The sequence below is a fragment of the Pseudomonas sp. ANT_J28 genome (assembly GCF_008370005.1).
GTDB classification, from domain to species: Bacteria; Pseudomonadota; Gammaproteobacteria; order Pseudomonadales; family Pseudomonadaceae; genus Aquipseudomonas; species Aquipseudomonas frigoris.
Genome location: NZ_VOBM01000014.1, coordinates 41,394 through 65,382, shown reverse-complemented (window position 1 = coordinate 65,382; position 23,989 = coordinate 41,394). Strand labels below are relative to the sequence as shown.

General features: G+C 59.7%; 21 protein-coding genes and 2 pseudogenes. 15 read left to right on the top strand and 8 right to left on the bottom strand.

The window, feature by feature from the left end:
* Positions 1–44: 44 nt before the first annotated feature.
* From FQ187_RS12145 to FQ187_RS12120, 6 genes are all read left to right on the top strand, one after another.
* Positions 45–1,592, top strand: coding sequence for a GMC family oxidoreductase (locus tag FQ187_RS12145; RefSeq protein WP_149629654.1), 1,548 nt, complete (start codon positions 45–47; stop codon positions 1,590–1,592).
* Between the two features lie 63 nt (positions 1,593–1,655).
* Positions 1,656–2,585: a LysR family transcriptional regulator gene (locus tag FQ187_RS12140; protein WP_149629653.1), complete on the top strand. Its 930-nt coding sequence runs from the start codon at positions 1,656–1,658 to the stop codon at positions 2,583–2,585.
* Positions 2,586–2,701: 116 nt separating this feature from the next.
* A complete protein-coding gene (locus FQ187_RS12135) occupies positions 2,702–4,339 on the top strand; it encodes a GMC family oxidoreductase (protein WP_149629652.1) in 1,638 nt (545 codons plus the stop codon).
* Between the two features lie 19 nt (positions 4,340–4,358).
* The gene (locus FQ187_RS12130) at positions 4,359–5,816 is read left to right on the top strand and encodes an aldehyde dehydrogenase family protein (RefSeq protein WP_149629651.1); all 1,458 of its coding nucleotides are present in this window, start codon (positions 4,359–4,361) and stop codon (positions 5,814–5,816) included.
* 113 nt (positions 5,817–5,929) lie between these two features.
* Entirely contained in the window at positions 5,930–6,859 is a 930-nt protein-coding gene (locus FQ187_RS12125; protein ID WP_149629650.1) for a catalase family peroxidase, read from the top strand.
* Positions 6,856–7,404, top strand: coding sequence for a hypothetical protein (locus FQ187_RS12120; protein WP_149629649.1), 549 nt, complete (start codon positions 6,856–6,858; stop codon positions 7,402–7,404). The genes FQ187_RS12125 and FQ187_RS12120 overlap by 4 nt, the downstream gene beginning before the upstream one ends.
* 92 nt (positions 7,405–7,496) lie before the next feature.
* Here FQ187_RS12120 and dapF read toward each other — a convergent pair whose 3' ends face one another.
* The 3 genes from dapF to katG form a co-directional block, all read right to left on the bottom strand.
* Complete coding sequence (dapF, locus tag FQ187_RS12115; RefSeq protein ID WP_149629648.1) at positions 7,497–8,315, bottom strand: diaminopimelate epimerase; 819 nt, start codon at positions 8,313–8,315, stop codon at positions 7,497–7,499.
* A 276-nt stretch (positions 8,316–8,591) separates the two neighbouring features.
* Positions 8,592–9,611 carry an AbrB family transcriptional regulator gene (locus FQ187_RS12110; protein WP_149629647.1) on the bottom strand — a complete coding sequence of 340 codons (1,020 nt, stop codon included), beginning with the start codon at positions 9,609–9,611 and terminating at the stop codon, positions 8,592–8,594.
* Positions 9,612–9,763: 152 nt separating this feature from the next.
* A complete protein-coding gene (gene katG / locus FQ187_RS12105) occupies positions 9,764–12,019 on the bottom strand; it encodes a catalase/peroxidase HPI (protein ID WP_149629646.1) in 2,256 nt (751 codons plus the stop codon).
* 412 nt (positions 12,020–12,431) lie between these two features.
* On the opposite strand from katG, the gene FQ187_RS12100 reads away from it, so the two are divergent.
* The 3 genes from FQ187_RS12100 to FQ187_RS12090 all read left to right on the top strand — a co-directional run bounded on the left by FQ187_RS12100 (position 12,432) and on the right by FQ187_RS12090 (position 14,954).
* A complete protein-coding gene (locus tag FQ187_RS12100) occupies positions 12,432–12,938 on the top strand; it encodes a GNAT family N-acetyltransferase (RefSeq protein WP_149629645.1) in 507 nt (168 codons plus the stop codon).
* Between the two features lie 129 nt (positions 12,939–13,067).
* Entirely contained in the window at positions 13,068–14,288 is a 1,221-nt protein-coding gene (locus tag FQ187_RS12095) for a helix-turn-helix domain-containing protein (RefSeq protein WP_149629644.1), read from the top strand.
* A 36-nt stretch (positions 14,289–14,324) separates the two neighbouring features.
* Entirely contained in the window at positions 14,325–14,954 is a 630-nt protein-coding gene (locus tag FQ187_RS12090) for a glutaminyl-peptide cyclotransferase (RefSeq protein ID WP_149629643.1), read from the top strand.
* 16 nt (positions 14,955–14,970) lie between these two features.
* On the opposite strand, the gene FQ187_RS12085 is transcribed toward FQ187_RS12090, so the two are convergent.
* Complete coding sequence (locus tag FQ187_RS12085) at positions 14,971–15,840, bottom strand: CAP domain-containing protein (protein ID WP_149629642.1); 870 nt, start codon at positions 15,838–15,840, stop codon at positions 14,971–14,973.
* Positions 15,841–16,013: 173 nt separating this feature from the next.
* Here FQ187_RS12085 and FQ187_RS12080 point away from each other — a divergent pair, with 173 nt between their 5' ends.
* Positions 16,014–16,421 (top strand): hypothetical protein, encoded by a 408-nt coding sequence (locus FQ187_RS12080; RefSeq protein WP_149629641.1) that lies wholly within the window; start codon positions 16,014–16,016, stop codon positions 16,419–16,421.
* On the opposite strand, the gene FQ187_RS12075 is transcribed toward FQ187_RS12080, so the two are convergent.
* Positions 16,369–17,259, bottom strand: coding sequence for a DMT family transporter (locus FQ187_RS12075; protein ID WP_149629640.1), 891 nt, complete (start codon positions 17,257–17,259; stop codon positions 16,369–16,371). The genes FQ187_RS12080 and FQ187_RS12075 overlap by 53 nt on opposite strands.
* Before the next feature lie 83 nt (positions 17,260–17,342).
* On the opposite strand from FQ187_RS12075, the gene FQ187_RS12070 reads away from it, so the two are divergent.
* From FQ187_RS12070 to FQ187_RS30730, 3 genes and pseudogenes are all read left to right on the top strand, one after another.
* Complete coding sequence (locus FQ187_RS12070) at positions 17,343–18,674, top strand: PLP-dependent aminotransferase family protein (protein ID WP_149629639.1); 1,332 nt, start codon at positions 17,343–17,345, stop codon at positions 18,672–18,674.
* Positions 18,675–18,757: 83 nt separating this feature from the next.
* Positions 18,758–19,033: pseudogene (locus FQ187_RS12065) on the top strand (peroxiredoxin); the annotation flags it as partial.
* A gap of 75 nt (positions 19,034–19,108) precedes the next feature.
* Positions 19,109–19,513, top strand: a pseudogene (locus tag FQ187_RS30730) (epoxide hydrolase N-terminal domain-containing protein); the annotation flags it as partial.
* Here the strand turns inward: FQ187_RS30730 and FQ187_RS12055 are convergent.
* On the bottom strand, positions 19,488–20,276 hold the full coding sequence (locus FQ187_RS12055) for an alpha/beta hydrolase (protein ID WP_149629637.1): 789 nt from the start codon (positions 20,274–20,276) through the stop codon (positions 19,488–19,490). The pseudogene FQ187_RS30730 and the gene FQ187_RS12055 sit on opposite strands and share 26 nt — an antisense overlap.
* Before the next feature lie 73 nt (positions 20,277–20,349).
* Here FQ187_RS12055 and FQ187_RS12050 point away from each other — a divergent pair, with 73 nt between their 5' ends.
* Entirely contained in the window at positions 20,350–21,294 is a 945-nt protein-coding gene (locus tag FQ187_RS12050) for an aldo/keto reductase (protein ID WP_149629636.1), read from the top strand.
* Positions 21,295–21,312: 18 nt separating this feature from the next.
* Here the strand turns inward: FQ187_RS12050 and FQ187_RS12045 are convergent, their stop codons facing one another.
* Positions 21,313–21,993 (bottom strand): glutathione S-transferase family protein, encoded by a 681-nt coding sequence (locus tag FQ187_RS12045; RefSeq protein ID WP_149629635.1) that lies wholly within the window; start codon positions 21,991–21,993, stop codon positions 21,313–21,315.
* Positions 21,994–22,140: 147 nt separating this feature from the next.
* Here FQ187_RS12045 and FQ187_RS12040 point away from each other — a divergent pair, with 147 nt between their 5' ends.
* Positions 22,141–22,512 (top strand): nuclear transport factor 2 family protein, encoded by a 372-nt coding sequence (locus FQ187_RS12040; RefSeq protein WP_178082689.1) that lies wholly within the window; start codon positions 22,141–22,143, stop codon positions 22,510–22,512.
* A 45-nt stretch (positions 22,513–22,557) separates the two neighbouring features.
* On the opposite strand, the gene FQ187_RS12035 is transcribed toward FQ187_RS12040, so the two are convergent.
* Positions 22,558–23,949, bottom strand: coding sequence for an aldehyde dehydrogenase family protein (locus tag FQ187_RS12035; protein ID WP_149629634.1), 1,392 nt, complete (start codon positions 23,947–23,949; stop codon positions 22,558–22,560).
* Between the last annotated feature and the right edge of the window lie 40 nt (positions 23,950–23,989).

Sequence of the window (23,989 nt, the reverse complement as noted above, 5' to 3'; positions counted from 1 at the left end):
GATGTAAATCAAAGTCGCTAGATCAATAAATAGGGATATGAAAGATGACTGTAAATAGCAAGGTATTCGACTTTGTCATTCTGGGTGGCGGTTCTGCCGGCGCCGTATTGGCGGCACGTTTGTCGGAAGACCAACAACTTAGTGTTCTGTTGGTTGAGGCGGGTCGAGCCTTTGAACCCGATGAATATCCAGAAGCGATCTACAGCAGCAATATCATCGCCGCCAACGCGGATGGACGTTATGAGTGGGGGTATTTCGCAACGCCGGTCGATCAACCACAAGCGGTCTACGTTCCGCGTGGAAAAGTATTGGGCGGGAGTTCCGCCATCAATGGCGCCGTTGCCTGCCGTGCGTTGCCTTTTGACTTTGCGCGCTTCACTGCCAAAGGCCTGAAAGGCTGGAGCTTTGAAGAGGTGCTGCCCTATTACAAAAAAATGGAGCGCACCCCGCACGGTGAAGAAGAATGGCACGGCCGCAGCGGGCCGCTGCCGATTCACCAAATGTCATTGGAGTACATCACTCCTGTACAGCGCGCAATGGTCGAGGCGGCATGGGCTTGCGGAGCCAACAAAGTTGACGACTTTAATGACCCAGAGGCCAATAACGGCGCCGGCCCCATTCCAATGAACGTCATCAACGGTGTGCGCGTTAACACCGGGATGGCCTATCTCACCCGTGAAGTACGCGCTCGCCAAAACCTGACAATCCTGGATCAAAGCCTCATCGACAAAGTGTTGATTGAAGGCGGCAAGGTTCAGTCCGTGTTGTTGGCCGGAGGTGAAAAAGTCCACGGCAAAGAAGTTATTCTAAGCGCTGGCGCCTATGGCTCTGCTGCCATTCTTTTACGTTCAGGCATCGGTCCCTGGGCAGATCTTGAAGCATTGGATATTCCCTTGGTCAAAGAGGCGCCGGTCGGTGTTCGACTGCTCGATCATGCGTTCTTCTGGATGAATTTCAGTGGAACTGAAGCGTTGAAGGGGCAGGATCATCCGGTGGTGGGTGCGCAGTTGTGGGCCCACTCATCCTATGCCGGTTCGGATAAGGAACTGGATATCGCTATTTCTCCCTCGCATTTACTCGATCCCGCCAGCAGTCCGACAGGTGTCGCGTTTTCGCTGGGTCTGGAACTGATGCATTGCACGTCCCACGGTCGCCTGCGTTTGAAAAGTCGCGATCCCGAAGAGGCACCGGTTATCGAACTGAATCACCTGACCAGTGAGGATGATATGAACAGGATGATCGAGTGCTTCCGTCTGGCCAGAAAACTGGCCAACACGGAGCCGCTTAAAAGCATGATCGTGGAAGAACTCTATCCAGGCTCATCCACTGACGACAGTGATGAGCAAATTCGTGCCGCGCTGGCCAAAGGTGTGGGCACTTTGCAGCACTCTAGTTCGACGGCCCCGATGGGATTGCCGGATGACCCAAACGCCGTGGTGGATGAGGAGGGGCGTGTTTACGGCATAGAAGGGCTACGCGTTATTGATGCGTCTATTTTCCCCGAGATCCCGCTGATCAACTTGAACCCGACCGTCATCATGACGGCGGAAAAGTTGTCCGATGCCATTAAAAAATCCCGCCAGTCCGCATAAAAAACCTTGAGGGGGCATGCCATCTGGAAGGCATGCTCCCGACTTTCTCTGGATTACTAAAACTTGAACAAACTGTCCGAGATGCATTCTTTCGTCATGGTGGTGGACACCGGCAGTATTTCTGAAGCCGCGCGGCGTTTGGGTATCGCCAAGTCAATGGTCAGCCTGCGGATCCAGCAATTGGAAAAGCGCCTGGGCAGCATCTTGTTGGAGCGTGGCCGTCAGGCCCGGCTGACTGAGTCGGGCGAGGTGTTTTACCGTTATTGCGTGCGTATTCTGGCCGATGTCGAAGATGCCGAAGATGCAGTGTTGGCGTTTCAATCGAGTTTGCGCGGGGTCCTGCGGCTTGCCGCGCCGATGGCCTTCAGCATTCGCTACCTGACGCCGATTCTGTCGTCCTTCGCGGTGCGTTACCCCGAGTTGCGGCTGGATGTCGAGTTTGATGACCGCCACGTCAACCTGCACGAAGAGCAGTATGACGCGGCCATCCGCATCGGCGAGTTGCCTGACTCCTCCCTGGTCGCCAAGACCATTACGCCCAACCGTCACATCATCTGTGCGAGTCCGGATTACCTGGCCGCTCACGGCACACCGCAAACACCGCAAGAGCTGGCCCAGCATTTCGCCATGCTCTATGTGAATCGCGAACCCCACGGCATGTGGACGCTGCCGGTGAACAACACCTTGGAATCTTTCCGTGTCCGTTGCCGTATGCGCACCAATAATGGCCATCAACTTTTGGAAGCCGCCAAGGCCGGTATGGGCCTGGCGATTTTGCCGACCTTCCTGGCGGCGCAGGCGATTGTCGCCGGTGAACTTAAGGAGGTACTCGCGCCTTATGCCCCACGCGGCGGCAACATCTCGGCGGTTTACCGACGATCCCAGAGAGCTTCGCCCAAACTTCAGGCGCTGATCAACTTCCTCATCGAGCAGATCGGCAGCCCGCCGGTGTGGGAGCAAATGCTGACGGCTCACTCGCAACCACAGCGTTGATTCGTTCGAGAATAACGAAACGTAGAATCGTCTTTTGCCGGCTTATGAGTCTGCGCACCCTCCCATATGCTTTTTCCCAACAGACGCATCCTGGCGTCTGACAGGGAAGAAGACGGATGAAGAGTACCCTTAACAATCCTGCTCGCCGTGCTGTTCTGGCCGGCGGTGTTGTGGCCGCCGCTACGTTGGCGACGGGCAGTGGTTTGGCGCAGGCGTTGGAGTCAAGCGGCAGTACCGGCAAGCGTGCCGCTCATGGCACTGCGGTTGATGTGATTATTGTCGGTGGTGGCTCGGCAGGCGCGGTGTTGGCTCGCCGTTTGAGCGAGAACAACCAGCGTCAGGTGGTATTGCTTGAGGCGGGCCACAGCTACAGTCCACACAACTACCCCGAGATCATTGCCAGCAGTGACATCGTCGGTGCCAATGCCAATCCTGAGTTCGAATGGGGTTACAAGAGCCGACCGGGTTACATCGATCATCCCATCGGCACCTTGCGTGGCAAGGTGCTGGGAGGGAGTTCGGCGATCAACGGAGCGGTGGCCATCCGCGCCCGTGCCAGCGACTTCAAGCGCTGGGATCTGCCTGGCTGGAGCTATGAAGAGCTGCTGCCGTCGTTCAAAAAACTGGAAACCCACAGCGGTGGTGCCAGCCCGTTGCACGGCCATGAAGGGCCGCTTCCGGTGCATCAACTCGGCAAGGCCGATGTCACTCCCATGCAGCGGGCCTTCATCTACGCGACCTTCGCCAATGGCTACAGGGTGATTGAGGATTTTGACGGCGCTGACGCCCACGGCGTGGGCCCGTACCCGATGAACATCGTCAACGGCGTGCGGGTTAACACTGGCATGGCGTATCTCACCGAAGAGGTGCGCGCCCGCGACAACCTGCATATCCGTACCGACAGCCTGGTGGACAAAGTGCTGTTCGACGGTACTCGTGCGGTCGGTGTGCAACTGGGTAACGGTGAGAAGCTGCTGGCCGGGGAAGTCATCCTGTCGGCTGGCAGCTACGGCAGCGCCGCGATTCTGTTGCGTTCCGGTATTGGTCCTGGCGAGGACCTGCGTGCCTTGCAGATTCCACAAGTCGCCGAGCTTGCAGTCGGGCAGAACCTGGTGGATCACCCGTTCTATTACAACGCCTATGCCGCCAGGCCTGACCTGATCGGCAGCCAATCGCCCGCCATCGGGGCCAAACTCTGGACCCACAGCCGTTCTGCCGAGAATGGCGAGCTGGATCTGCATATCACGGCCACTCACTTGTTTCCCCATGATCAGAGCCCGACCGGCGTCGGCTTCGTGCTCGCGGTAGCCCTGACCCGGCCACTGTCTCGGGGCAAGGTGACGCTGGCCAGTCGCGATCCGTTCGTGGCACCGAACATCGACTTGAATTTTCTCGCCGAGCCCAAGGATCGCCAGCGCCTGCTGGATGGCATCCGCCTGGCCCGCAAAATCGGCACCACGGGGCCTCTGAATTCGTTGATCCATTCCGAGCTCAACCCCGGTCAAGGCAACGATTCGGACGAGGCCTTGCTGGCCAGTGTCAAAACCAGTCTCGACACCTATCACCACCCGACCTCGACGGCCCCGATGGGCAAGCCTGGGGATGCGCGGGCGGTGGTCGACCTGCAAGCGCGGGTCATCGGTGTGCAGAGGTTGCGCGTGGTGGACGCGTCGATCTTCCCCGACGTGCCATCGGTCGCCACCAACATCACTGTGATTGCCACCGCCGAGCACATTGCCCGTCTTTACGTTTGACCTTCAGGAACCTGCCTCTATGAACAGCACTCCGGTATTGAACTGGATCGACGGCCAATGGCTGGACTCCGGTGTTTACAAAGAATCCATCGACCCTGCGACCTACGAGCTGATTGGTCGATACGCCGAAGGAGGCTTGAACGAAGCGCAACAAGGGATAGAAGCGGCGCAACGGGCGTTTGCCGAAACACCCTGGAAAGATGACCGCCAATTGCGCGCTCAGGTTTTGCTGGAGCTGGCGGACGCCTTTGAGCGCAACGCCGATGAGCTGATCGATACCCTGGCGCTGGAAAACGGCAAGATCAGACCCGAAGCCGAGTTCGAGGTCAGCATGGTGCCCTCCAAATTGCGCTATTACGCCTCCCTGGCGCGTGCCGAATACGGTCGAGCAGCCGAGCCAAAACCCGGCAAGATATCGTTGGTGATTCGTCAGGCGGTAGGCGTGGCGGGCATCATCGTGCCGTGGAACTCGCCGGTGGTGCTGATGATTCGCTCGCTGGCACCGGCGCTGGCGGCCGGTTGCACCACGGTCATCAAAATGCCCGGGCAAACTGCCCAGACCAACTGCCTGGTGGCCCGGATCATGAGCGAGGCGCTGTCGCTGCCGCGCGGCGTGATCAATCTGTTCAGCGAGCATGGCGCGGCCGGCTCCATCCATTTGGTGGAGTCACCCCGGGTCCCGGTGATCAGTTTTACCGGCAGCACCACCACAGGTCGGGCGATTTCAGCCGTGGGGGCGCAGCACCTCAAACGTTTTGGCCTGGAGTTGGGTGGAAAAACGCCCATGCTGGTGTTTAACGATGCCGACCTTGATGCCGCAGTACCCACTCTGGTGAAAGCCCTGACGGTATTCGCCGGTCAGTTCTGCATGACCGGTTCGCGGCTGCTGGTGCAACGCGATATCGCCACGGCGTTGACCGATCGTCTGGCCGAGCGACTGGAAGCCGTGCGTGTGGGGCCCGCCGCGGATTCGGCCAGCGAAATGGGTCCGTTGATCGATAAGCCCAACGTGCAACGGGTCAATCAAATCGTGAAGGAGGCGATTACCGCCGGTGCCCAGGTCATCGTTCGCGGTGGCCCGGTGACCGAGGGGCCTTTGGCCAAGGGCGCGTTCTATCGCCCGACACTGCTGCGGGTCAGTGACCCCGAGATGGCCATCGTCCAGCGCGAGACCTTCGGCCCGGTGCTGACGCTGCAGGTATTCGACAGCGAAGCCGAGGGGATCGAACTGGCCAACAACAGCGAGTTCGGTCTGGCGGCCAGTGTCTGGACCCGCGATGTCGACCGCGCGCTGCGGGTGGCCCGCGAGCTGGAGGCGGGCACGGTGTGGGTCAATGATTGGGCCGTGGTCTACGACGAGTTCGAAGAAGGGGGTTTTAAACAGTCGGGGCAGGGGCGCCTCAACGGCGTGGCGGCCATGGATGACTTTGTCGAGTACAAACACATCGCCCTCAATCCTGGCCTGCGTCAAGGCTGAATCCAATGCAGCCACCCCGATTATTGATCGGCATGCTGCTGGCAGGGACGCTTGCCGCGTCCTCTGCCTTTGCCGCCAACCAGAATAATGTGTCGCCCATGAGAAGTGCCCCCATGTCCCAGGACAGACTTTACGACGCTTTACTTGACGCACTCGCCGCGACGTTCGGCCATCACCCGGGATTTCGCACGACCCATGCCAAGGGTGTATTGCTACGCGGAACCTTTGCGGCTTCTCCATCAGCCCCGATGTTAAGCCGGGCTGCCCATTTGCAGGGGCAACCGGTGCCGGTGGTGCTGAGGTTCTCCAACTTCAGCGGCGTGCCCGCCACCGAGGACGGCGATCCGCAGGCCAGTCCTCACGGCCTGGCCGTTCGCTTTACGCTGCCGGACGGTGAGTTCACGGATATCGTGACGCACTCGTTCAACGGCTTTCCAGTGGACACGCCCGAAGACTTCCTGAGTTTTTTGCAAGGCATTGCCGCCAACGTCGCCACACCGCCGGATCCGCTGCCGCTGCAAACCTTTCTGGCCAGTCATCCACGCGCAGAGCATTTTCTTCAGGCACCCAAGCCCGCGCCCAGCAGTTACTCCAGTGTCGAGTACTTTGGCGTGAATGCCCTGGTGTTCAGCAACCGTCAGGGTGAAGTATTTATCGGTCGCTACCGTATTGAACCGTTGCGGGCAGAGCCTGCATTGAGTGATCAGCAAGCCGCCGCGATGCCAGCCGATTATTTGCAGGACGAAATCGGCGCACGACTGGCCAGGGGGGCAGTGAAGTTACGTCTGGTGGTGCAACTGGCGGCGCCGGGGGATGCCATCGAGAATGGTTCGATCCCTTGGTCACGCAGCCATGAGGAAGTCGAGCTGGGGATTCTGACCCTCGATACGCTTGTCCCGGCCGAGAAACAACAGCTCGCCCAGCAGCGCCTTGATTTTAACCCCGGGCGGTTGCCCGATGGCATCGCCCCCAGTCGCGACCCGATGATTCTGGCGCGCGAACGCCTCTACCAGCGGGCCATGCTCCGGCGGCAGCAACCATGAGCATGGACGCTGAAATCGGTGTCAGTGTGATTGTGCATGAGGTCAATCGGCAGTATCAGGCGTTGTATGAGCAATGGATGAACAAGGCCATCGACGCCCATCAGCAGTTTCCGGGTTACCTGGCGACGGATGTGGTCAAACCGGTCGGCTCGCACTTGCGCTACGCAATCATCCTGCGCTTTGTCAGCAAGGGGCATGTCACGGCCTGGCTGGAATCCCGGGTCCGTCATGCCTTGTTGCGCGAGTCGTTGCCCTGGCTGCGGCAGGACTACCACCGTACCGACGATGATTCAAAATTCTGGTTTGAGCCGCTGCAAGGACGGGTGCCCGTCGAGCGATGGAAGCAATGGTTATTGTCCTGGATGATCGTATTGCCATTGACCGTTTTTGTGCCTTGGGTGTTGGCGGCTCTGCTTGAACTGTCCGATCTGCGTCTGCCGATCTGGTTATTCAAGGTGGCGGTTGCCGGGGTGGTGTCATTCAGTATGGTCTACGGGTTGATGCCGTTGACGACGCGTCTGATGTCGCGCTGGTTGTTGAGCTGACGTCGGTGGCGGCAGGGGAGAAAGGTGTACTTTTGTCCTTTGTCGACTCCTTTGTAGGAATATTAAATCCACTGTTTGCCACGATATAGCCGCTATAAGCCTTGCAATAAGTTATCCGTGATCATTCCCGAAAAAGTTGTCTCTACCGGTCCGATAAGAAAGACAGGTCCCACACCATCCCATTGAACCGTTACGGTCCCGCCATCACATTCAACCTCAACGGAATGGTCTAACAAGCCACGACGAATTCCGTTAACAGCGGCGCCACAAGAGCAGGAACCCGAACCGAGCGGAATACCACCCCAGCGCTCCCAGATGCGCAACCGAATGTGCTTCCGGTTAATGATCTGGACGAAATGCACGTTCGTCCTGAGGGGAAATAGGGGATGGGTTTCGATTGTCGGGCCGATTGTCGCTATATCAAGGGCTGTTAGATCATCCACAAAATAGGTGCAGTGAGGATTTCCCATGCTGCAAGCTGTTGGGTCACCAGCAAGAGGCAAAGCAGCAGTGTCCAGTTCCAGAGCCAGGGGAATATCTGACCAGCTGAAGAGCGGTTCCCCCATGTTGACGGAAATTGCGCCGGTAGAGGTTCGTTCGCAAGTGAGTAGACCACGGTTGGTTCGGAGCGCTATCGAAGTGGTATTTGATTCGCGCATCAGCATATCCGCGGCGCCCCGCGTTGCGCTGCCACAAACGTCCAGCGTGGAGCCATCTGCATTCCAAAACATCAAACGCGCATCTGCATCATCGCAATCGAGCACCACCGCGAGTTGATTGAATCCGACTCCTCGGTGCCGATCACCCATTCGCCGAGCCAGGGTACTTGTCATTGGATTGGCCGCGTTTCGCGAGTCCACAATAACGAAGTCATCGCCATTGGCGTGCATTTTATGAAAGCTCAGCGGCATAAATAAATCCTGGCTGAATTGACCGGCGTTTAAAGGCGATCTAGCCCCAATTCGGTGCTCTGATCCGTATTTTCCCGCGCTATCTGCATCTGTAACGCACACCGCCGCTGGCTCACAATAACGGCACGCTCCGCAGTCGCGGCAACCGCTGCACCGCAAACTCAAAATGTAGGAGGCCCAATGGGCAAGATGGCGATTTTCCTGGGTGGATTTCTGGTGTTGACCATTCTGATTGGTGCCCTGGCCACGATCTCTCCCACTTAGTCCTTCCAGCGTTCAAACATCCTCCCGCCAGCGCCGTGCCTGTACGACCAACGCTGGCGCAAAGTGCAGCACGACCATTCGCACCAGGTGATGGGTCAGGATGAACACCACGTTCAGCCCGCCACTGAAGGCGACGAGGGCGATGGTTTCGATGGCGCCAGGCATGTACGCCAGCCACAACGACAGGGGATCGCTGCCCAGAACCCGCGCGGCCACTGCGGCAAACGCCGCTGCGATCAGCAACATCAAGGCGACGGCCATCAGCCCGGCCCGTCCGTGGCGGACAAGTTCTGCGAGGCTAATGTCTTTGAATTTCGAGCCAATCAGCACACCGAGCAGGACCACGGCGGTGTCGACACTCCATGACGGCAGGAGGAAGGCCTGGAGATAGCCCAGCTTGATATAGACGCCGGTGACGATGATCGCGGTGAGCATGAACGGTGCCGGAACGCCGGCGCGCAACAGCAAGCGGCCGAGCAACAGGCACAAGGCGATCAGCGACAGCAGGGTCAGCGCGGTACTCATGAGCAGCGGGCTGCTCTCGGCAAGTGCCACGTCGGTCTGTCCGGGAATGCAAAAACTGACCAGCACGGTGATCGACAGCAGTCGCACCAGGTGCACGACGATCACCTTGCTGGACGCGCGCTCGGACTCGAGCAAATCGAACACGGCGGCGAGTGCACCCGGATACACGGCTAACAGGGAGTCCTTCGGGTTCCATCCCGAGACCTTGAGCAGCCACAAACCGGCCACGGTGCTCTGGACCATCAAGCCCAGCAGCATGAAGCCCAGGCTTGGCAACATAGCGGCCGCCGTTTGGCTGTTCCACGACGTGAACATCAGACCGGTCGCGATTCCCAACACGATTTGCACGTAGCCAAGGCTGAAGGGCAGCGTGGGGGAAAAACGCAAATTGCTGGCGATCAACGCGGTGGCGAATATCGAACCCAGCAACAGGCCATGGGGGAGGCCGGCATATTGCAGCGCGGTGCCGACGCCGGTGGCGATCAGCAAACTCAGGAGGGTTTTCATGGTGTTGATGAGTCTTCCTTGATTCTTGTATGAACCCAACGCTTGCATCCGGGCACCCACGTTTTCCCATCTAACGGCGTGAAGCGTCAAGTGACAAAAAGCACAACGCCTCCGCAGTGGGAGGCGTTGCAGTTTCAGCGATACCGCTCGTGTTACTTAAGGTCGAAGCGATCCAGGTCCATCACTTTGGCCCAGGCGGCTACGAAGTCTTTGACGAACTTCTCCTGCGCATCAGCGGTTGCATAGACTTCCGCCAAGGCCCGCAACTGCGCATTCGAGCCGAAGACGAGATCGACGCGGGTGCCGGTCCACTTCACTTCGCCGGTTTTGCGATCGCGCCCTTCAAACTCCTCATTAGCCTCCGACACAGGTTTCCATTCCACGCCCATGTCCAGCAGGTTTTTGAAGAAGTCGTTGGTCAACGCTTCCGGCTGCTGGGTGAACACACCGTGTCTGGTTTGTCCGACGTTGGTATTCAGCACGCGCATGCCGCCAATGAGCGCGGTCATTTCTGGCGCGGTGAGGCTCAGCAGTTGCGCCTTGTCGATCAACAGCTGCTCGGCCGCTACGCTGTATCTGCCTTTGAGGTAGTTGCGGAAGCCATCGGCGATGGGTTCGAGGAAGCCGAAAGACTCCACGTCCGTCTGCTCTTGGGAGGCGTCCATCCGTCCTGGTGTGAACGGCACTGTCACGGTTTGACCGGCATTTTTCGCTGCCTGTTCGACGCCGGCGTTACCGGCCAGCACGATCAGGTCTGCCAGCGAGATCTTCTTGCCGCTGTTGTTGAACTCGCTCTGGATACCTTCGAGTTTTGCCAGTACATTCGCCAGTTGGTCAGGCTGGTTGGCCTGCCAGAACTTCTGCGGCGCCAGACGCAAACGCGCACCGTTGGCACCGCCGCGTTTGTCGGAGCCGCGGAAAGTGGAAGCTGCCGCCCAAGCCGTTGATACAAGCTGCGAGACTGACAGGCCTGAGGCCAGAAGTTTGCTTTTGAGTGCAGCGACATCGCTGTCGGTGACCAAAGGATGGTCGACCTCTGGAATCGGATCTTGCCAAATCAGCTCTTCATTCGGCATTTCCGGGCCGAGGTAGCGGGAGAGGGGGCCCATGTCGCGGTGGATCAGCTTGAACCAGGCGCGGGCGAACGCGTCGGCCAACTGGTCTGGATTGGCCAGGAAGCGCCGCGAAATGGGTTCATAGATCGGGTCGAATCGCAGTGACAGGTCGGTGGTCAGCATGGTCGGATTACGACGCTTGGACGGGTCGTGAGCATCCGGAATGATGCCGGCACCGGCGCCGTTTTTCGGTATCCACTGGTTCGCACCGGCCGGGCTTTTACTCAGTTCCCACTCGAAGCCGAACAGGTTTTCCAGATAATTGTTGCTCCACCGGGTGGGCGTGGTGGTCCAGGTTACTTCCAGGCCGCTGGTAATGGTGTCAGGGCCCTTGCCGGTGCCGAAGCTGTTCTTCCAGCCAAAGCCTTGGGCTTCGAGGCCAGCGGCTTCGGGCTCGGCGCCGACATTGTCGGCAGGTCCTGCGCCGTGGGTCTTGCCGAAGGCGTGGCCGCCGGCGATCAGTGCCACGGTTTCTTCGTCATTCATCGCCATGCGCGCGAAGGTTTCGCGAATGTCCTTCCCGGCAGCGACCGGGTCGGGGTTACCTTCCGGGCCTTCCGGGTTCACATAGATCAGGCCCATTTGCACGGCGGCGAGCGGGTTCTCCAGGAAGCGCCCCTGGTCGGTGCGGCTCTCCTCATTTTCCCCCGGCTCTGCAACGAGCGGGCCTTCGCCGGGCTCTTGCATGGGTTCGTTTTTTTTGCCGTAGCGGGTGTCGCCGCCCAGCCACTTGTTTTCCGAGCCCCAGTAGACGTCCTCATCCGGTTCCCAAACGTCCGGACGGCCACCGGAAAAACCAAAGGTCTTGAAGCCCATGGACTCCAGCGCGACGTTGCCGGTGAGGACGATCAGATCCGCCCAGGAAATTTTACGACCGTACTTTTGCTTGATCGGCCAGAGCAGTCGCCGTGCTTTGTCGAGGCTGACGTTGTCCGGCCAACTGTTGAGCGGCGCGAAGCGTTGCTGACCGGAACCGGCGCCACCACGACCGTCACCGGTGCGGTACGTACCGGCGGCGTGCCAGGCCATGCGAATGAAGAGTGGCCCGTAGTGACCGAAGTCCGCCGGCCACCAGTCCTGGGAATCGGTCATCAACGCAGTCAGGTCTCTTTTGACTGCTTCAAAGTCCAGACTTTTGAATGCTTCGGCGTAGTTGAAGTCCTCGTCCATGGGGTCGGACAGGGACGAGTGCTGATGGATGATCTTCAGATTCAGTTGGTTCGGCCACCAGTCGCGGTTTGTCGTGCCACCGCCAGCGGCGCTAAGGAACGGGCATTTCGATTCGTTTGCCATGTGTGAGCTACCTTTGGTCGTATTCATCCGGCTATCCGGCCCTGCGTGGGCGTTAAACAGCAACGGGCGAAACCAATGACACAGGCTGCAGGGCCAGCAGTTTGATCAACTGATTGTTTTGATCACACGGGAATTCTGAACAGCGGCAATCGAGTTGCCCGCACGGTGGCCTACGGCAGGTTTAGTCAGGCTTCTGACCCATTCCTATCTCCTTATCAGCTCTTGACCGGCCGGCTTATGGTGCCGGCGCTCGAGTAAGGTTAGACCCCAGTTGGGAAGTCAGCTAATAGGGTGAGTATTGGGTCATGATAGGCAGATCCTTTTACGGGTATCAGGGGAAGGCCCCGCGTCTATTTGAAGCATAGTCGCGGGAAAGCCGTTACTTACGCACATTCTTGGATGGATCCAAACCATGCACCTCACCTACCGTCCCGTCAGCGCTGAAGATGTCCTGACGATTTGCGATTTCCCCCAAAATCCCCAAGAGCTGTTTTTTATGTTCCCGAAGGCGCAGTACCCGCTGACGGAGGATCAACTGCAGGCATCGATTGCTCAACGTTGCGACTCAACGGTGGTTGAGGCGGACGGTTCTGTGATGGGCTTTGCTAACTTTTACAGGTTTGAGCGCGATGGTGTTTGCGCGATCGGCAATGTGATCGTGTCGCCCAAGGCTCGGGGGAAAGGGATCGCGAAGTTTTTGCTGCAGACGATGGTGGGGCTGGCGTTTGAGCGTCATCGGGCACGCGAGGTGCAGCTGTCGTGTTTCAACGAGAATACGGCGGGGCTGCTTCTGTATCCGCAGCTTGGGTTTGTTCCGTATGGGGTTGAGGAGCGGTTGGCGCCGGACGGGCGCCGGGTGGCACTGATAAACATGCGGTTACTTACCGAAGCCGTCAGTATGGAAATCCCATGTGCGTAGATAAAGCGTGCTCCGTCGTGCTGCGAAACAAGCGTTGCGAGCGCTTCTGGAAGAGCCTGGTGGAGGATCGTGAATTAGACTAAACACCGGACATCCGACGGTAGGAGCGACAACAGTGGCGGAATTGGGATGGACTCGCTGATCACGGCCGCAGCACAGGCGCTGGCAGCGGGTGATCCGCTCGGCGCGCTGAACCGGGTTGCGTTGCGCGACGATGCGCCAGCGCTGGCGTTGCGCGGGATTGCGATGGCGCAACTCGGCGATCTGGTGCGAGCCAAGGCGCTGGTGCAGAGGGCCGCGCGAGCCTTCGGTCCGAAGGAGGCCTTGGCTCGGGCGCGCTGTGTGGTCGCCGAGGCCGAGATCGCGCTGGCCTCCCGGGAGCTGGGCTGGCCGGTGAAGGCACTCGAATCGGCGCGGGTGACGCTTGAGACGCACGGCGATCGAGTGAACGCTGCTCATGCGCGGTATCTGCAGATTCGGCGTTTGCTGCTGATCGGGCATCTCGAAGAGGCTGACGTGCTGCTCGCCGAGCTTGACCCCGCGCCATTACCGCCAGCATTGCACGCCGCCCACGAACTGGTCGTGGCGGGGATCGCGATGCGACGACTCGAGACGAACAAGGCGCGGTCTGCACTCACCAGGGCCGAGCACGCCGCGCGCGACGCCGATATTCCTGCGCTGACGGCCGAGGTGGAAAACGCTGCCCTTGTCCTGAACACGCCCGTCGCGCGTTTGATTGCCCATGGCGAAGAGCGGCCTCTGTTGCTGGATGAGGTTGAAGCGTTGCTGGCGTCCACGTCGTTGGTTGTGGACGCCTGTCGCTACGTCGTGCGTGGCGCCGGCATGTCGGTTCCCCTCGCCACACGCCCGGTCTTGTTCGCCCTCGCACGAGCACTGGCCGAAGCATGGCCGGCCGACGTGTCGAGGGAAACGCTGATTGCCCGGGCCTTTCGTATGAAGCACGCCGATGAGTCCCTTCGCGCGCGGTTGAGAGTCGAAGTCGGGCGACTGCGCGCGGCGCTGAAACCCTTGGCCGGCGTCACTGCAACCCAACGTGGTTTTGCGCTGGTGTCGCTGGTTGCCTCTGACGTTGTGGTGCTGGCGCAACACGTCGAAGAGAAACACGCGGAGGTGTTCGCTTTCCTCGTCGACGGTGAGTCGTGGTCGAGCTCGGCCCTGGCACTGGCCCTCGGTGCCAGCCAGCGGACAGTGCAACGGGCACTCGAGGAATTGGCCCGCGCGGGCAAGGTGCAGTCGTTCGGTCGCGGCCGGGCACGTCGCTGGATGACCCCGCCGGTGCCGGGTTTCGCGACGACCTTGTTACTCCCGGTGCCACTGCCGGGTGACTAGGATGAACGCCACCCACCCGTAACGAGGAATGCCAATATGAAACAGTCAGCAGCTCAAATCCTCCGTGAATATGGACCCTTTGCCGGTGTCGACAAGGTGCATGGCGTCACCTGGGACGGCCAGCACGTGTGGTTTGCCACCGGCGACAAACTTAACGCCCTGGACCCGGCGAGTGGCAAGACACTGCGTTCAATCGATGTCGCCGCCCATGCCGGCACCGCCTTCGACGGCCAGCACCTGTTCCAGATCGCTGAGGATCGCATCCAGAAAATTGACCCGCAGACCGGCCGTGTACTCGCAACTATTCCGGCGCCTGGCGACAGTGACTCAGGGCTGACGTGGGCGGAAGGGACGCTGTGGGTCGGCGAGTATCGGGATCGCAAGATTCATCAGATCGATCCCGAGAACGGCGCGATTCTGCGCACCCTTGAATCCAACCGCTTTGTCACCGGGGTGACCTGGGTCGAAGGTCAGCTGTGGCATGGCACCTGGGAAGAAGACGAGAGTGAGTTACGCCATATCGATTCGACCACCGGCGAGGTGCTGGAGAGCGTGAAACTGCCGGCCGGCGTCGGGGTGTCGGGGCTTGAATCGGACGGCGACGAGCAGTTTTTCTGCGGCGGCGGTGGCAGTGGAAAGGTGAGGGCGGTGCGGCGCCCCAAATGAGACGCCGCTCAATCACTCACGGCGCGCCAAACAACATCGTCCAATAAACGCCTTCATCGCTACGCGCATCCGCCGCATAGGCTGCACCCATCTGAGTAAACATCGGATTCATCAGGTTGGCGCAATGCCCCGGGCTGCCCAGCCAGCCCGACATCGCCTTGCTCGGTGAGCCCTGGCCGGCGGCGATGTTCTCACCGATCTGCCGGCCACGGAAACCGGCGGCTCTGGCCCGGTCTGCGGGCATCTCACCGTCGGGGTCCTGGTGGGCGAAGTAGTTGCCGTAGGCCATTGCTTTGCTGTGCCCTTGCGCTGCAGCGCCCAGGGCTGCGTTCCAGGCCAATGGCCGTGCGGCAGCGAAGCGCTGACGACCGCAGAGGCGCGGCTTTGAGCGTGTCGCATTGACCTGTGCCAGCAACGCTTTACTGACGGCTCGCGAATCACCCACGCGACTGTCCAGCACGGGCTGCGCCAGCACCACCTGCCACTCACTCCGAGCGCGACTGACGCCAATGTCGGCATATTGAGTGTCGAGCAACGCTCCGCAGTAATCACTCTGGAGCATGTCGAAGGCCTCATCGGCATCCTGCGCACCGACCACGCGAATTGTGCGCACCGTCACCGCCTGATAACCGGACGCTTTCAATCGATCGCGCAATCCGCCGCCATAGCCGATCGGCAAGGCCAGGTTCGACTTCAACGCCAGCGGCGATAACGCTCGCCCCGCTCGCCCCGCGCGCCCCGAGCAGCGATCGGGGTGAGCGCGGTAGTCGTTGATGGCTTCCACCAACTGCCTTTCGGCACCGGCGTGGGCGGTGTTGGCGAACAGGGAAAACAGAGGAATGAAACAGAGCGAGGCAACGCGAACGGACAGGCGGGTTTGGCGCATGGATGAATAGCTCTGAGCGGGCAAGTGGAACTCACGGCTCGGCTATGACTGGCGCTTCAACACAAGGTTCACGGGTGCAAGAGACATATTTGCGCTGGGCGCAGTGCGTCCGCCAAAGAGGACATGGAGGTGTCGTATGATGGCTTCTTTTTACCTGTCACAAGGACGCAATCATGCCGCTAAGCAAACGCGATCAGGCGCACATCGAGCGTCGCCTGATTGCCACCCTGACTGAGGCGTGTGAGACGGCCAAAGTGGAAATCGTCGGGTTCTGCTGGCTGACCCACGAGGTCGATTACGAGGTGTTCCCCTCCAGCCTGAGGGTCATCTGGGTCTTTGATACGCAGGCCAATAAGGATCAGGCACTGGCCAGTGGGCAGGGCGAGCGCATGGTCGAGTTGACTGCCAATGCATTAAACGAAGCGGACGTTCTCGTCAGCCCGGTCTCGGCCCATGTGCAGTTCGATTCTGAAGAAGAATGCCAGCGCGCCAATGGCGGAAACTGGCAACAACGCTTGTCGCGCCCGCTCACTTCGAAAACTTTCGCGCCCCGGCCACGCAAAGGATCACCGCGACGGTAACCCCCAGCATGCCGAGGCTGACGTGTTCGTGAAGCAGCGTGGCCGCCAGCGCCAAACCAAAAAACGGCTGCAGCAGTTGCAGTTGGCCGACGGCAGCAATCCCGCCTTGGGCCAGCCCGCGGTACCAGAATACGAAACCAATCAGCATGCTGAAGATCGATACGTACGCCAGGCTGAACCACGCGGATGGGGTGATTCCCGAGAACGAAGCAGGGGCCATGAACCAGCTCAGCGGGACCATGACGGGCAGCGACAGCACCAGTGCCCAAGAGATCACCTGCCAACCTCCCAGAGTTCTTGAAAGCTTGGCGCCTTCTGCATAACCCAGCCCGCAGGCAAGGATGGCCAGCAGCATTAGAATGTCGCCTGTCGGCGAAGCGGTCAGGCCTTGGGAGACCGCAAACCCCACAACCAATGCGCTGCCCAGCACCGAGAAGAACCAGAACACCGGCCGTGGACGCTCTCCGCCGCGCAACACGCCGAATACCGCAGTGGCGAGTGGCAACAAGCCAACGAAGACGATGGAATGCGCCGACGTCACGTACTGAAGCGCCAGCGCCGTCAGCAGCGGAAACCCCACTACAACGCCCATTGCCACTATCACTAAGGGCAAAAGCTGACGCTTGGCAGGACGCTTTTCTTTAAACAGCACCAGCATGCAAAGCGCCAGGAGCCCGGCAATCGCCGCTCGGGCAACGGTCAGGAAAACCGGATCGAATTCCAGCACGGCCAACCGTGTGGCCGGCAGCGAGCCGCTGAAAATCAGCACGCCGATAAATCCGTTGAGCCATCCGCTCGCGGTCTTTTCCGTCATTGGGTTTTGCAGGGTCCGTTCCATTTCAGGGCACTCTGAATTTGCAGAGATCCATCGTATGATCGACGATCACTACAATCAAAAAATTGTCATGGATACATCTCGACATGCCTCGCTCACGGTACAAGTCATTAGTGGATGCTTTTGCGGCTGACATCCGGTCAGGCCGATTGTTGCCGGGCACGCGGTTGCCGACGCATCGCCAGCTGGCGGCAACAGAGGGGCTGGCATTGGTGACCGCCTCTCGGGTCTATGCAGAGCTCGAAGCCATGGGCCTGGTCAGCGGCGAGACGGGGCGAGGCACGTTCGTGCGGGAGACGGCGTTGCCGCCGGGCTTGGGTATCGACCAGAAAAACGTTGCCGTGGGCATGACCGACCTCAACTTCAACTATCCCTCGCTGCCAGGGCAGGCAGAGCTCTTGCGAAATGCACTGCGCCAGCTCGCCTCGGGCGGAGATCTGGAATCCTTGTTGCGCTACCAGCCACACGCCGGGCGCCTGCATGAGCGTGCTTCTGTTGCACGCCATTTACTCGCCCGAGGGCTGACAGTGGATGCCGAGCAAGTGTTAATGGTCAGTGGTGCTCAGCATGGGCTGGCCGTGACGATGATGGCGCTGCTGCAACCCGGTGATGTGATTGCAGCGGATGCGCTGACCTATTCAGGATTCATCGTACTGGCCGAAGCCTTGCACCTTGAAATCGTGCCCATTCCCGTGACCGAGAAGGGCTCTGATCTGGAAGCGCTGGATCGTCTGTGCCGGAGTCGCCGCGTGCGGGCGGTGTACTCGATGCCGACGCTGCACAATCCGCTGGGGTGGGTGATGAGTGCCGATCAGCGCGATTCGCTGGTGACAATTGCGCGCAGGCATGACTTGCTCATCATCGAGGACGCCGCTTATGCCTTCCTTGCCGAGGATCCGCCGGCACCGATAGCGCAACTCGCACCCGAGCGGACCGTTTACGTTTCAGGGCTCTCCAAAAGCGTGGCCACGGGACTGCGCGTAGGCTTCGTCGCAGCCCCGACCGAAAAAGTGCCCGCGCTGGAGCGAACGATCAGGGCGACCACCTGGAATACCCCGGGCGTGCTGACGGCGATCGCGAGCACGTGGCTCGACGATGGCACGGTCATGCAACTGGAAGCTGAAAAACGCCTGGATGCACAGGCCAGGCAAGCCATCGCAGCAGAAGTGCTGGCGGGGCTTGCGTGCGTTGGTCACCCGTCGTCCTATTTTCTTTGGCTGCCGTTGTCTGAAGATGCGAGGGCAGACCAGATCGCCGCGGCGCTGCTGCGTGAAAAAGTGGCGGTTTCCACCGCTGAGCCTTTTGCCACTTCTGCTCATATACCGCATGCGATTCGCCTGGCGCTGGGGTCGGCAGAGTTGGGTGCACTGCGTGAGGCGCTTGAAAAAGTTAAGTGGGTGATTGGTGCTTATTCATAATTTAAAGTCGCCCACCGCCATCTATATTGAAAGGTCCAGTCCGCCGCAGGTGATGCAAGCGCCCTGACGAGTGGCGAATCCATTCACGCAGTGATGATGGACGACTCGAAGTCAAGCTTTCGTCCCCTGGCACCAAGGGTGATGGCACCAATCCGGAGCAGTTGTTCGCCACGGGTTGGTCAGCCTGCTTCATCGGTGCGATGCAGGTCGCTGCCGGCAAATTGCAGGCTCGCCTCAACATCAGCCTGCCGGGAATGGCCCGCGAAACGGCCCGGGCGCTCGTGGATGAAGGGCACAAGCTGTGTCCGTACTCCAAAACCACGCGGGGCAACATCAACGTTGAGATCAACCTGATCTGAGCCGGACCTGTTACGCAACATTGGGCAAGGTATCGCAAGGGTGAAGCTCAGCGTTTCGCCCTCGCGCTTTGCGTCTCGGCCCTCGCCAGCGCCGCTCCCGCCGCCGATACCCAGGCCATTCAACCCTTCCACGTCAATGTTGCGGACAAGGAACTCGCCGATCTGCGCAACCGTATCGCGGCGACACGCTGGCCGGACAAAGAGACGGTTTCCGATCGATCGCAGGGCGCACAACTGGCACAGCTGCAGGCGCTGGTTCGCTGCTGGGGGCTTTACTGGGAGAACATGGGGCGAAACCCTCTTTCTTCGGCCGCACAGAAGACCACCGAGATTACGCTGCCGGTGGCCGTCACCGTGTTTCCAGAGGATGTCTACTGCCCGCCAGAAACATGGGCCCGGCGCGCTTATAGCAACCTGCTCTACTTTCACCAGGGGGCGCGGCGGGCACCGCCACTTACAAACCATCGCCCAACACCTTGAGATACTCGGGGCTCTCGGAAATGGAGTTGTGCCCCGTACCCGGTATGACCTTCAGCGACGCCACCCCGTTGGCGAAATGCGTGAAGAGCCTCTCAGTGCTGGAACGCGGTATCACTTCGTCGTGCTCCGCCGCGATCAGGAGCGTTGGCACCGTGATGTGGGCGGCGTACTTCCAGGATTCAAAGGTGTCCTTGAGCAACCATTTCACCGGGAAAATGGGGAACTGCCGGGCGGCGAGTTCTAAAACACTGTTGTAGGGCGTGATCAGCACCAGACGCGCCGCCGGGCGTTGGCTGGCGAGGCGCACGGCGACGCCCGAGCCCAGGCTGCGACCGACCACCGTAATGTGTGGATGTGTGGTGTAGACCAGGTCAAACAAGGTCATGGCGTCGCGCGAGATCATCTCCTCGGAGGGCGATCCGGAACTGCCACCGTAGCCTCGGTAGTGCAGCAAGTAGAGGGCGTGATCGGGAAAGGCTTCGGAAAACGAAGGCAGACTGCGGGAGACGTCCTCGGCATTTCCACCGAAATAGATCAATGCTTTGGACCCCTCGTGCGGCCTGACGGAGACCAGCACCTGAGCGTCGTCGACCGACAGTGTGAGCAGCGTTGCCGAGGTGCCGACAGCGCGGGGTTGCGGGAAGTAGATGAGGGCGCGCTGGAAGATGAACAGCGCAGCGCAGAGTGCCAGATACAAAACGGCAATGATGACGACGAGGGACACCAGAGTTCGTGACATTCGGCTAACTTTAGTGGGCGGCATTGACGGCTCTGGCCTGAAGACGGCTATCGCTTGATCGCTGTCAGAGTGTAGTAGACCGATAGCGGACAATTCCATGAGCCACACTGACGGGTACACGCGTCGAAAAATACTCACGCTGGCGGCCGGTGCTTCGGCGGTTTTCACCTTCGATCCGGCTTTTGCAGCATCCACGCCGTCGACCGAAACAGGAGGCAAGAACATGCTGACCCGGGCCATTCCATCCAGCGCCGAACTCTTACCGATCGTTGGGCTGGGCACGTATCGCGGTTTTGATGTCGAGCCTTCAAGCCCCGCCTACAAGCAGCTGCCTGCTGTGCTGCGCGCGTTGTTCGAGAAGGGCGGGAAGGTGATCGACAGTTCGCCGATGTACGGTCGCGCCGAACAGACGACCGGTGAACTGCTGTCGATTCATGAACCGCGATCGCCGGCGTTTCTGGCCACCAAGGTGTGGACCCGTGGCCGCGAAGAAGGCATCTCGCAGATGGAACAGTCCTTCAAACTGCTGCAGACCGATCGGATCGACCTGATGCAGATTCACAACCTGCTGGACTGGAAAACCCATTTGCCCACGCTGCGCAAATGGAAGGAAGAAGGGCGCATTCGTTACATCGGCATCACCCATTACACGGCGTCGGCGTATGACGAGGTGGAAGCGGTACTCAAGGCCGAGCCGTTGGACTTTTTGCAGATCAACTATGCCCTGGACGATCGCGGCGTCGAGAAACGCATCCTGCCGCTGTGTCGCGAGCGAGGCGTGGCGGTGATCTGCAATCGGCCCTTCGGCGGCGGTGATTTGCTCGCCCGCTTGAAGGACAAACCGTTACCGCGCTGGGCCGCGGATGTGAGGGTCAATAGCTGGGCGCAACTGGCGCTGAAGTTCCTGCTGACGCATTCGGCGGTGACCTGCGTGATCCCCGGCACCGGCAACCCGCGTTACATGGCAGAAAATGCCGGTGCCGGTTTCGGTCCGATGCTGACGGGGGCGCAGCGCGAGCAGCTGATCGACGTGGTCGGGTAGGCGAACTTTCGAGGCCTGTCAGGTGTTGTCCGGCGCCTGGCGAAATCGCTCCGGGATGGCCTCCGCAAACGGATAAAACGAAAACCAGGGTTTGGCTTCATCGATGACCCGCTGGACGGACGGTCTGTTCATCAGCCTGTCGAAATAGGCTTTCAAATGGCCATAGTTGTCGGGGAACGGCTCAAGCGTGCTGGCATAGAACAGTGCCGGGGCCGCGGCGCAATCGGCCAGACTGAAATCTTCACTGGCGAGCCAAATTCTGGACGCCATCTGATGGTCGAACATGCCGTACGCGGTCTGCAGTGTGGAACGTTCTCTGGTCAATTCGCCGTGAGCGCCGCGCAGGCGATCAAACACAATCTGTTGTAGCGGCGTTTGTAGATAGTGGTCGCAGACACGGTCCCACAGACGGACCTCCAGCGCGGTGTCCCAATCGTTGGGAACGAGTGGATGTTCCCCCGCATAAAATCGGTCCAGGTATTCGATGATGATCGTGGTCTCCGCCACGTTGCGCTGGCGAGCGTGGTCGCGGATGACCGGGAATTTGCCGAGCGGCCACAGCGCTTGCAACTCTGCTCTGTCGGCATCGTTGGCGAGATCGATGAACCGCTTCTCGAATTCGACAGCGTTTTCGTAGAGCGCGATGAGCACTTTGTGGCAGAACGACGACAAGGGATGGTAGTAAAGAGTCAGTGACATCTTTCAGCTCCTCGAAAGGCAAGTGACCCCCATCAGCATAGTCGCCGTCCGGGACGGTTAAGCGGGCGGTGCTAGACTTTCAGGGTGGGATGGATGATCGAACAACCTGATCCGGCGGTGCGAGAACGATAACGCTGGAGGTATGACATGACGACTCAACTGCTGGCTAAAGAACACATCAACGTGGTGGTCCGCAATTATGTAGAAGGCATGGTGTTCGCCGATGAAGCCTTGCTGCGACAGGCCTTTCATCCTTCTTGCCGCATCATTGGCCATTACGAAGAAAAGCTTGAATGGGCATCCCTGGAGGAATTTATCAGCGCGATCAAGGCGGAGGGGCCGGCAGCCAAAGAGGTCAAACCGTTTTGGGAAGTACTCAGCGTCGATGTCACGGGCGATGCCGCCGCGGTAAAAGTTACTGATGAATATCTCGGCATGCGATTTACCGATTACCTGTCGCTACTAAACATCAATTACCGCTGGATGATTGTGAACAAGCTGTATTACCTGAACGAATAGCGCGTGAGCCCGGGAGCCAAAAAGCTCCCGGGCATCGTTATGCAATCAGTGCCGATCCAGCCACACCGTCTGGGCATTGCAGAACTCACGCACACCGAAATGCGAAAGCTCACGACCAAAGCCGCTTTTCTTCACGCCGCCGAAGGTGACACGCGGATCGGACGCGCAATAGCCATTGATAAACACGCCGCCGGTTTCCAGCTCACCGGCCATCTGCTCGGCAAGCTCGATGTTGCGTGTGTAAATGGTTGAGGCGAGGCCGAATTCACTGTCATTCGCCAGTGCCAATGCATGCGCGGCATCTCGTGCGGTGATGATCGAGGCCACCGGGCCAAACAGTTCCTGTTTGAACGAGGTCATCTGGTCGGTGACATCACCGAAGACCGTGGGCTCGTAAAAGTTGCCAGGGCTTTCAGCCTTCTTGCCGCCCATCAGCAACGTCGCGCCTTCTTCCAGGGTGTCGCGCACCTGTTGATCCAGTTCATCACGCAGATCAAAGCGAGCCATCGGACCGATGTAAGTGTCGGAGGCCAGTGGATCGCCGACCACCAGTTTTTGCGTGGCTTCGACGAACTTGCGCGTGAATTCCTCGACGATGCCTTGCTCGACGATCAAGCGTTTGGCCGCCGCGCAAACTTGCCCGGTGTTCTGGTAGCGGCCAATCACGGCGGCTTTGACCGCTTCGTCGAGGTCGGCATCGTTAAGGACGATGAACGGATCGGAGCCGCCCAGTTCGAGCACACACTTCTTCAACGCCGCACCGGCTTGAGCGCCGATGGCGATGCCGGCTCGCACGCTGCCGGTGAGGGTCACTGCCGCAATGCGTGGATCGGCGATCGCGGTGGAGACGCCGTCCGGCGTGACATTGATGACCTCGAAGACACCTTCGGGGAAGTCGGCTTGCTTGAAGGCCTCCCGCAACAGATAAGCGCTGCCCATCACGTTGGGCGCATGTTTGAGCACGTAGGTGTTGCCGGCGATCAACGCTGGAACCGCGCCGCGCAGAACCTGCCAGATCGGGAAGTTCCACGGCATCACCGCGAGAATCGGGCCGAGCGGGCGATATTCGATGCGCGCTTTACCACCTTCAACCAGCGTCGGTTCCGCGCTCAGCATCGCCGGGCCGTGTTCGGCGTACCATTCGCAGAGTTGCGCGCACTTTTCGATTTCGCCGCGGGCCTGAGTGATCGGCTTGCCCATTTCCAGGGTGATCATGTTCGCCATCGCGGCGGCGTTGTTGCGCAATGCCTGAGCCAGGGTGATCAACAACTGCGAACGTTGATCAACCGGTTTGCTGCGCCAGACGCGGAACCCGGCAGCGGCGCGGGACAGGGCATCGTCAAGTGTCGATGCGGATTCGAAAGGGTAGTGGCCGATCTGCTCGCCGTTGGCGGGATTGATCGAAATGGCATGGGTGAGGCTGGAAACTTGAGTCATGGCACCGTCCTGCGAGGTGGGGATGCGCTCAGGTTACGGT

Coding starts and splice junctions, on each gene's coding strand:
- FQ187_RS12145 (WP_149629654.1), top strand. CDS start 45: ATGACTGTAAATAGCAAGGTATTCGACTTTGTCATTCTGGGTGGCGGT.
- FQ187_RS12135 (WP_149629652.1), top strand. CDS start 2,702: ATGAAGAGTACCCTTAACAATCCTGCTCGCCGTGCTGTTCTGGCCGGC.
- FQ187_RS12130 (WP_149629651.1), top strand. CDS start 4,359: ATGAACAGCACTCCGGTATTGAACTGGATCGACGGCCAATGGCTGGAC.
- FQ187_RS12125 (WP_149629650.1), top strand. CDS start 5,930: ATGTCCCAGGACAGACTTTACGACGCTTTACTTGACGCACTCGCCGCG.
- FQ187_RS12120 (WP_149629649.1), top strand. CDS start 6,856: ATGAGCATGGACGCTGAAATCGGTGTCAGTGTGATTGTGCATGAGGTC.
- dapF (WP_149629648.1), bottom strand. CDS start 8,315: ATGCCGCTGAGCTTTCATAAAATGCACGCCAATGGCGATGACTTCGTT.
- FQ187_RS12110 (WP_149629647.1), bottom strand. CDS start 9,611: ATGAAAACCCTCCTGAGTTTGCTGATCGCCACCGGCGTCGGCACCGCG.
- katG (WP_149629646.1), bottom strand. CDS start 12,019: ATGGCAAACGAATCGAAATGCCCGTTCCTTAGCGCCGCTGGCGGTGGC.
- FQ187_RS12100 (WP_149629645.1), top strand. CDS start 12,432: ATGCACCTCACCTACCGTCCCGTCAGCGCTGAAGATGTCCTGACGATT.
- FQ187_RS12095 (WP_149629644.1), top strand. CDS start 13,068: ATGGACTCGCTGATCACGGCCGCAGCACAGGCGCTGGCAGCGGGTGAT.
- FQ187_RS12090 (WP_149629643.1), top strand. CDS start 14,325: ATGAAACAGTCAGCAGCTCAAATCCTCCGTGAATATGGACCCTTTGCC.
- FQ187_RS12085 (WP_149629642.1), bottom strand. CDS start 15,840: ATGCGCCAAACCCGCCTGTCCGTTCGCGTTGCCTCGCTCTGTTTCATT.
- FQ187_RS12080 (WP_149629641.1), top strand. CDS start 16,014: ATGCCGCTAAGCAAACGCGATCAGGCGCACATCGAGCGTCGCCTGATT.
- FQ187_RS12075 (WP_149629640.1), bottom strand. CDS start 17,259: ATGGAACGGACCCTGCAAAACCCAATGACGGAAAAGACCGCGAGCGGA.
- FQ187_RS12070 (WP_149629639.1), top strand. CDS start 17,343: ATGCCTCGCTCACGGTACAAGTCATTAGTGGATGCTTTTGCGGCTGAC.
- FQ187_RS12055 (WP_149629637.1), bottom strand. CDS start 20,276: ATGCCGCCCACTAAAGTTAGCCGAATGTCACGAACTCTGGTGTCCCTC.
- FQ187_RS12050 (WP_149629636.1), top strand. CDS start 20,350: ATGAGCCACACTGACGGGTACACGCGTCGAAAAATACTCACGCTGGCG.
- FQ187_RS12045 (WP_149629635.1), bottom strand. CDS start 21,993: ATGTCACTGACTCTTTACTACCATCCCTTGTCGTCGTTCTGCCACAAA.
- FQ187_RS12040 (WP_178082689.1), top strand. CDS start 22,141: ATGACGACTCAACTGCTGGCTAAAGAACACATCAACGTGGTGGTCCGC.
- FQ187_RS12035 (WP_149629634.1), bottom strand. CDS start 23,949: ATGACTCAAGTTTCCAGCCTCACCCATGCCATTTCGATCAATCCCGCC.